General features: G+C 32.4%; 7 protein-coding genes. All 7 read right to left on the bottom strand.

Annotated elements, in window-relative coordinates:
* Positions 1-6: 6 nt before the first annotated feature.
* Positions 7-1,182 carry a tRNA dihydrouridine synthase DusB gene (dusB, locus tag CKF58_RS07780; RefSeq protein ID WP_119532640.1) on the bottom strand — a complete coding sequence of 392 codons (1,176 nt, stop codon included), beginning with the start codon at positions 1,180-1,182 and terminating at the stop codon, positions 7-9.
* Complete coding sequence (gene prmA, locus CKF58_RS07775; RefSeq protein WP_119532638.1) at positions 1,182-2,084, bottom strand: 50S ribosomal protein L11 methyltransferase; 903 nt, start codon at positions 2,082-2,084, stop codon at positions 1,182-1,184. The genes dusB and prmA overlap by 1 nt, the downstream gene beginning before the upstream one ends.
* A gap of 8 nt (positions 2,085-2,092) precedes the next feature.
* Positions 2,093-3,583: a sodium/pantothenate symporter gene (panF, locus tag CKF58_RS07770; protein ID WP_147397245.1), complete on the bottom strand. Its 1,491-nt coding sequence runs from the start codon at positions 3,581-3,583 to the stop codon at positions 2,093-2,095.
* 206 nt (positions 3,584-3,789) lie between these two features.
* Entirely contained in the window at positions 3,790-4,356 is a 567-nt protein-coding gene (gene coaD, locus CKF58_RS07760; RefSeq protein WP_119532631.1) for a pantetheine-phosphate adenylyltransferase, read from the bottom strand.
* Complete coding sequence (locus CKF58_RS07755; protein ID WP_119532629.1) at positions 4,346-5,983, bottom strand: 3-deoxy-D-manno-octulosonic acid transferase; 1,638 nt, start codon at positions 5,981-5,983, stop codon at positions 4,346-4,348. The genes coaD and CKF58_RS07755 overlap by 11 nt, the downstream gene beginning before the upstream one ends.
* Positions 5,984-6,115: 132 nt before the next feature.
* Positions 6,116-6,286, bottom strand: coding sequence for a 50S ribosomal protein L33 (gene rpmG / locus CKF58_RS07750; RefSeq protein WP_119532627.1), 171 nt, complete (start codon positions 6,284-6,286; stop codon positions 6,116-6,118).
* Between the two features lie 34 nt (positions 6,287-6,320).
* Complete coding sequence (gene rpmB, locus CKF58_RS07745; protein ID WP_119532625.1) at positions 6,321-6,557, bottom strand: 50S ribosomal protein L28; 237 nt, start codon at positions 6,555-6,557, stop codon at positions 6,321-6,323.
* Between the last annotated feature and the right edge of the window lie 182 nt (positions 6,558-6,739).

The raw sequence follows: 6,739 nt of genomic DNA, 5'->3' as shown, positions 1-6,739 counted from the left end.
TTTTTGTTATAACCAATTTTTTAATTTAGCGTAACAGCTTTGTATAAATAAGGTTTGCTCGAGAGCAGAGTTTAAAGTGGTAAAACCTTTTTTCCAACTATAAACTTCTTCATACTTAGTTGAATCTAAGGTTCTAGACTCTGCACTAGTATAAAGATTAGTGTAAAAATAATCTATTTGTTTATGTTGCTCTGAATTTAATACTATATGCTTTTGGATATATTGTTCGCTTTCTAAATTATTTTTAGTTTTAGTCGTAAATACTTGAGGAAACAATTGCTCTAGATACCAAATAAAATGCTTACGTGCTATTTTATATGAAAGAAACGGCTCATAAGTCTGATAGATTAGCTCAATATGTTTCATTACTACGACAAACTTGTCTAATAAGTTAGGTTCTATATATTTAGTTTTTGTTGCAAAGGCAACTAACTTTTGCATTAACCAAGGATTACCTTGGCTAGCTCGTCCGAGCATAATACCATCAGCATTAGTATAATCTTTTACATACAAATACTTTTCTAGACTATCTACATCACCGTTAGCTATAACAGGGATCTCAAGCTCTTGTTTTACTTGAGCTATAGTATCGTATTCGGCTTGCCCATTAAAAAGATCTGCTCTGGTTCTACCATGAATTACGATCGATTTCACGCCAATATCTTGAGCTAAAAGGGCTAATTGCAGAGCATTTTTATGCTCAAGATCAACCCCTGTTCGCATTTTCAAAGAAACTGGCTTATTATGGGCATGAGCAACAACTTGCTCTAAAATTGCCTTTACCGTTTCTGGTTCTGCCATTAAAGCAGACCCAGCAGCTTTTTTCACCACTTTCTTAGCAGGACAACCCATATTAATATCGATAATATCTGCTAGATTATGTTCAACAATCAATTTAGCTAAGTTACCCATAGCTTGAGGATCATAACCTAATAGCTGCATCACGCGTGGCACTTGATATTGCTGATAAATTTCAGGAGCAAGATCTTGGATTTCGAGATGCTTAAGACTCTCACCTTGATGTAACATCTGAGTATTAGCTAATACCATTTCCGATACTGCCAACCCTACCCCATGCGCAAGATGGATCTGACGATAAGGAGAATCTGTAATTCCAGCCATAGGAGCTAGAATTACAGAATTTTTAATATTATATTGTCCGATTTTAAAAGCCACAGACATTATTTTTTCTTACCTGTTACTCTTACCCATTCTTCATCATATTCAATAGATAAGATTTCAAAAGCATCTGAATAAGCTGCAACTATATCCTGGGCTTTAATGTCTAGAATACCAGATAAAGCAATTAAACCTTGTGGTTTTACTAATTTACTTAAAGCTGGAGCTAACTCAACTAATGGACCAGCAAGAATATTTGCTACTAAAATATCAGCTTGTTCTTCTTGATGAGCAAAATCTTCAACTAAGTAGGTTTCTAAACGCTCAGCCACTTGGTTATTTTTAGCATTAGCAATAGTTGCTTCAATTGCTTGAGGGTCAATATCTACTCCATAAGCTACTTTAGCTCCTAATTTTAATGCTGCTATTGCGAGAATGCCCGAACCACAACCATAATCAATTACGACTTTATCTTGTAATTGTTCTGTTTGAGCTAAAGCGTCAAGATATTGTAAACACATGCGTGTCGTTGGGTGAGAACCTGTACCGAATGCAAGACCTGGATCTAGATCAACAATTACCGCTTCAGGATCTTCAACTGTTTGATTTGACGGGCAAATCCATAATTTTTCACCAAATTTCATTGGATGAAATTGATCTAAACATACTCTTACCCAATCTTGATCTTCTACTACTTGTATTTCATAATCTAATACTTCAACTTTCAGATGTTCTTTAAGCATATTAACAATAATATCTAGGTCAACATCAATGTCAAACAAACAAGTAATATTTGTATTAGCCCATAACTCAACTTTGTTCAGTTCTGGTTCAAAAATCGGATCATCTTCGTTATCACTAAATGTAGTAGATAAAGCACCACATTCTGATAAAAACTCCGAAATATCTTCAGCATAAGCTGTATCTTGTAAATGTGTTTTTACAACTAATTGTTTCCAAGCCATAATATTTATTAATTTTTACTTCTAACCAAAGTATTAACTATCAATAAAGCAATTAACGAAAAAATTAATGCCGGTACGATTTGATGTAAACCTAAAATTTTAAAACCACTAAAGGTTAAGAATGCATAAGTGCCAACTCCGACAATTACACTAGCTAAAGCTCCAAATTTATTTACCCAATTTGTAAATAAACCTAGAACAATCGGCCATAAGAATGTAGCTTGTAATCCTCCGAAAGATAAAATATTTAACCAAATTAATATATTCGGTGGATTAATACTAAAGATTACCGCACACACAATAAGCACTAAAGTTGTGATACGAATCGCGACTTTAACTTTAAGTTGCTTATTTGGCTCTTTAGTTTGTACCTTAGCGTTGACAATATCGTTCTGACTATTAATCGGTTTAAAGTTATTTAAAGCTAAATCATTTACAATTGTTGAAGTGCTTTGAATTAGCATACTATCAATAGTTGAAATAATTGCTGCCATTGGCGCAATTAAAAAGATAGCCGCTAGTACAGGAGACATTACTTGCGTAATGAGATTCGGAACTACTAAATCTGGACTAGATATCTGCCCTGGCGTGAGCACAGCATTAGCGAAAAAGCCGCTTAAATGCATACACGTCATAATGACAAATAAAGTGATAGTTGCAATGACAATAGCTTTTAGACGTTGCTTTGCACTTTGCGTAGCCATGGTTCTTAAAACCGTTTGCGGTAACCCTAATACCCCAAAACATACTAGTACCCAGAAGCTAAAGTATAATTCAGGACTTATAATTTTATTATATGGATCAAAAAGATTAGCATCACGTTGTTTTATGGTATTTAAAGCAACGTCAATACCACCTATATAATATAGAGTAAATGCTAATAGAAGAATTGACCCTATAATCATTACAAAGCCTTGAAAAACATCTGAGTAAGCGACAGTTTTAAAATTACCAAATACAGTATAAATAGAAATTACTATCGCAAACATAAACAGAGCTGTACGATAGTCAATATTTACAGCACCTTGTAATAAACGAGCCGCACCAATAAACTGGACGGTAATACTCGCAATAAAGCAAACCACTAAAATTAAACTGGTTAGATTTACTAATAGTTTACTGTTATATCGTGCTAGTAAGATTTCATTAACCGTTTTACAATTATACTTATTTGCAAATAAGTTTATCTTTCCTCCAATAACAGAAAAGACAAACCACATGGTAGGAACTTGGATTAAAGCAATAAGTATCCACCCCAAACCATAATAGTAAGCTGTACCAGGACCACCAATAAATGACGAAGCACTAGCATAGGTACTTGCTGAAGTCATTGCTAGAGCTAATGCTCCTAAATTACGGTCAGATACCGAATAATTTTTTACAACATCAACATTTTGATTTTTGGTTTTTTGATAATCGCGATATCTGTTGCTTAAATTATAAGTTATCAAGACAATAAAATAAACAACAATTGGGATGAGGATAGTGTAATTAGTCATTAAGTTTACCAACTTAATCCTTAGTCTTTATATACAAAATGCATAAATAGACAATAAAAATTAATGGAAGAATGATGACATTTATCTCAAAATAAAGAGGAAAACTGCTAAAAATGCCATTAGCTGTAGGGAAGCATAAAGCTCCTATCCAACAAATGAGATAAATAAAGAGGGGGATAATTATTTTTAGCATATTCGTTATACAATTATTTAAGATTTAGCATTGTGCTAAGAGCTGTTTTTACCTCACTACTTAGCCATTTATCGGCATAAGTAGCAAAACTTTCAGGCATAGTCAACAATTGTCTTACACCTGTTGAAGAAATGTACTTTAGATCTGGATCGGCATTTAAATATACCGTTTCAAACTCTAATTTACATGATTGAGCAGCTTGTTGATTGCTTTCAACATAAGTAGTGAAGAGTTGTCGATTTATCTGCTCATAATTTTGTTCATACTCTAAATCAGCACTATTACGTATACCACGGACGATAAAATCAGCTTGATATTTAAGATAATCATGCACTAATAAATCGTGAGAAGTGTGTACAATTATTTTACAATCGGTAATATCTAATTGTTTAAGTGCTAGAGATACTAGTTCTTTACGTTGCTCAATATCAAGAAGATATTTTTTACCAAGATTATTAGTGATTAAGATAATTAATTCTTGGCACATCTTAGAAGCACGTTTAATTAGATCCATATGACCTAAAGTTATAGGATCAAAACTAGCTGGAAATAGAGCTCGAATAAGTTTATTATTTGTCATCTCTAATAAATTCACACAGATATAAATGATTAACTAAAGCATTTTGTTGTTGGAGATAATAGTTATAAGAGCGATCAATAGCTGCTAAGTAATAATCTGTCTTACTTAAGTCATTTTTATTACTATCAACTCTATGTAACTGCAGAAAACTTTGTTCATTTGTCGCAAAATATTGCGTAAAATCATCGAGAACTTGCGTTAATTCAGCTAAATACTTAAGTTTATTTTCAGACTGATCTTTTACGTTTAAGCTAATCTCTTTTATAGCTTGCAGCGCCAATAGAGGCTCAGCTACACCTACTTGATTTTTATAGTTACTACCTAGAAGCACGAAATTCTTACTTGCCACAGCTTCGATTAGATCATGACCACCAATTTGGTTAAAAGTTCCACCGATAATAACTAAATCTACCAGCTGGTAAAACTTACTCAAATCTCCAATGGTATCAACAACCAATACTTTATTTTCTAAGGATAGTAATTGCCAGAGCTTAGCCAAGATCTCTTTAATTTCAGCTTGCTCACTATGGTCATAAACAGAAGAACTTTTAGCACAAGAACTTTCTAATTGTTGCCATAAAACATTAAATTTCTCTAAAACAGTAGATAGTTTTAAGTAACTTATTTGCTGATTCACAAGTAATTGCTCTATGGCTTGAAAGTTTTCAGGATGTCGAGGCGCAAGAATTAAGTAAGCTTGTTTTAGTGTTTGTTCTAAACTCGTCAGTAATAACTCTACTTCATTGGGGTAAGTAGAAGTTAACAAGATTCCAGCTTTACTTTGTTGTGTTATTTTAAAATCTAACCATGAAGCTTTCTGAAGCTGATACAACTTCTGTTTAGCTTGTGTTTTACAAAACTTTAAGTTGTTACCAATGTATAAAGCTGGTTTTTTCTGTTTAAAGGCAAAATATTCAACGCGCGACTGTTCTTTAACTGCTTGGCAATATTTACCATAATTTTCAAGTTGAAAATTAGCATCTATAACCACTTGCTTATTATGATGCAAAATATTATAAAATCTTAATGCATTAGTCTGATCTTGAGCAATAATTGCACTAAATTTCTTAATACTATTTAACATAACACCTTTGCTATATTTTTTAACTTTAGTCGCATTAACTCTAGCATTTAATAAATTTACTTGATGGTGTTGTGCTAATTTTGTTATAAACAATGGCCAAATTTCGGTTTCTACAAAATAAGAAGCTCGAGGCTTAAAAGTTTGTATAAAATTGTCGATGGCATGTGTATATTCTAACGGTGTATAAACTACAGCTAGCTGATCAATAAATTTGTGTTCTAATTCTAAAGCAGCTTTTCTACCTGTCGGGGTATTAGTTGTTACTACAACTGCTACTGGACTTTCAAATGCTAGTTCTTTATTAGTTAAAAGCTCGATGATAAAAGGTTTAATTAAATTCACCTCACCAAGCGAAGCTGCATGAAAATGTAAAGATCCTTTTGCTTGGCAAAGTTTAAGGAATGAACTTGATAAGTCTTGATATTTACCTAAAAATCTTTGCTCTAAGTGAGAGTTATATTGAGGATCTTTTTTGCCACGTTTATGAAAATAAAGTTTTACTAAAGGCTTGGCTAATTGCCATAGGGCTTGATACATCAACATAGTTATATGCTTTTCATTAGCTCATGATGTGAATGCAGTCATATACCTAGATATATGAATTGATATAAAAAAAAGGAGACAGTAATGTCTCCTCTTTTTAGCAATAAATTTTTATAGCAATAAAGCTAAGAATTATTTAATTTTTGCTTCTTTGAATAATACGTGTTTACGTACTTTAGGGTCATATTTAGTTAATTCTAATTTCCCTGGAGTATTACGTTTATTCTTAACTGTTGTGTAGAAATAACCTGTATCTGCTGTAGATACTAATTTAATTTTTTCTGTAGCGCCTTTACTAGCCATGATATTACCTTTATACTAAAATAGTTAACTAATCTTAGATTTTTTCACCTTTAGCGCGTAATTCAGCTAAAACTACTTCAATGCCTTTTTTATCGATAGTACGTAAGCCTTTAGTTGAAACACGTAAAGTTACATAACGTTGTTCACTTTCTACCCAGAAACGGTGATTTTGTAAGTTAGGTAAAAAACGACGGCGAGTAGCATTTAGAGCGTGAGAACGGTTATTACCAACTGCAGGACGTTTACCAGTTACTTGGCATACTCTTGTCATGGTTGTTAAACTCCAATTTAATTATTTTTCTATAATTGAATAACCAGGAGTTACAACTATAAATGATATCCTGATTACTTAATTAAAAATACCTTAATATACATAATATTAACTTTATTAATTAACTGATCAAAGTAATTTATAACGACTTTGTTCTATTAATAACCTTAATAAAAGCTAAC

This window comes from Psittacicella hinzii (assembly GCF_003585935.1).
In the GTDB taxonomy this organism is placed as follows: Bacteria; Pseudomonadota; Gammaproteobacteria; order Enterobacterales; family Psittacicellaceae; genus Psittacicella; species Psittacicella hinzii.
Note: the sequence above shows the minus strand (reverse complement) of the source record. Positions and strands in the feature narration are given on the sequence as shown.

Coding starts and splice junctions, on each gene's coding strand:
- CKF58_RS07755 (WP_119532629.1), bottom strand. CDS start 5,983: ATGTTGATGTATCAAGCCCTATGGCAATTAGCCAAGCCTTTAGTAAAA.
- panF (WP_147397245.1), bottom strand. CDS start 3,583: ATGACTAATTACACTATCCTCATCCCAATTGTTGTTTATTTTATTGTC.
- rpmG (WP_119532627.1), bottom strand. CDS start 6,286: ATGGCTAGTAAAGGCGCTACAGAAAAAATTAAATTAGTATCTACAGCA.
- coaD (WP_119532631.1), bottom strand. CDS start 4,356: ATGACAAATAATAAACTTATTCGAGCTCTATTTCCAGCTAGTTTTGAT.
- prmA (WP_119532638.1), bottom strand. CDS start 2,084: ATGGCTTGGAAACAATTAGTTGTAAAAACACATTTACAAGATACAGCT.
- rpmB (WP_119532625.1), bottom strand. CDS start 6,557: ATGACAAGAGTATGCCAAGTAACTGGTAAACGTCCTGCAGTTGGTAAT.
- dusB (WP_119532640.1), bottom strand. CDS start 1,182: ATGTCTGTGGCTTTTAAAATCGGACAATATAATATTAAAAATTCTGTA.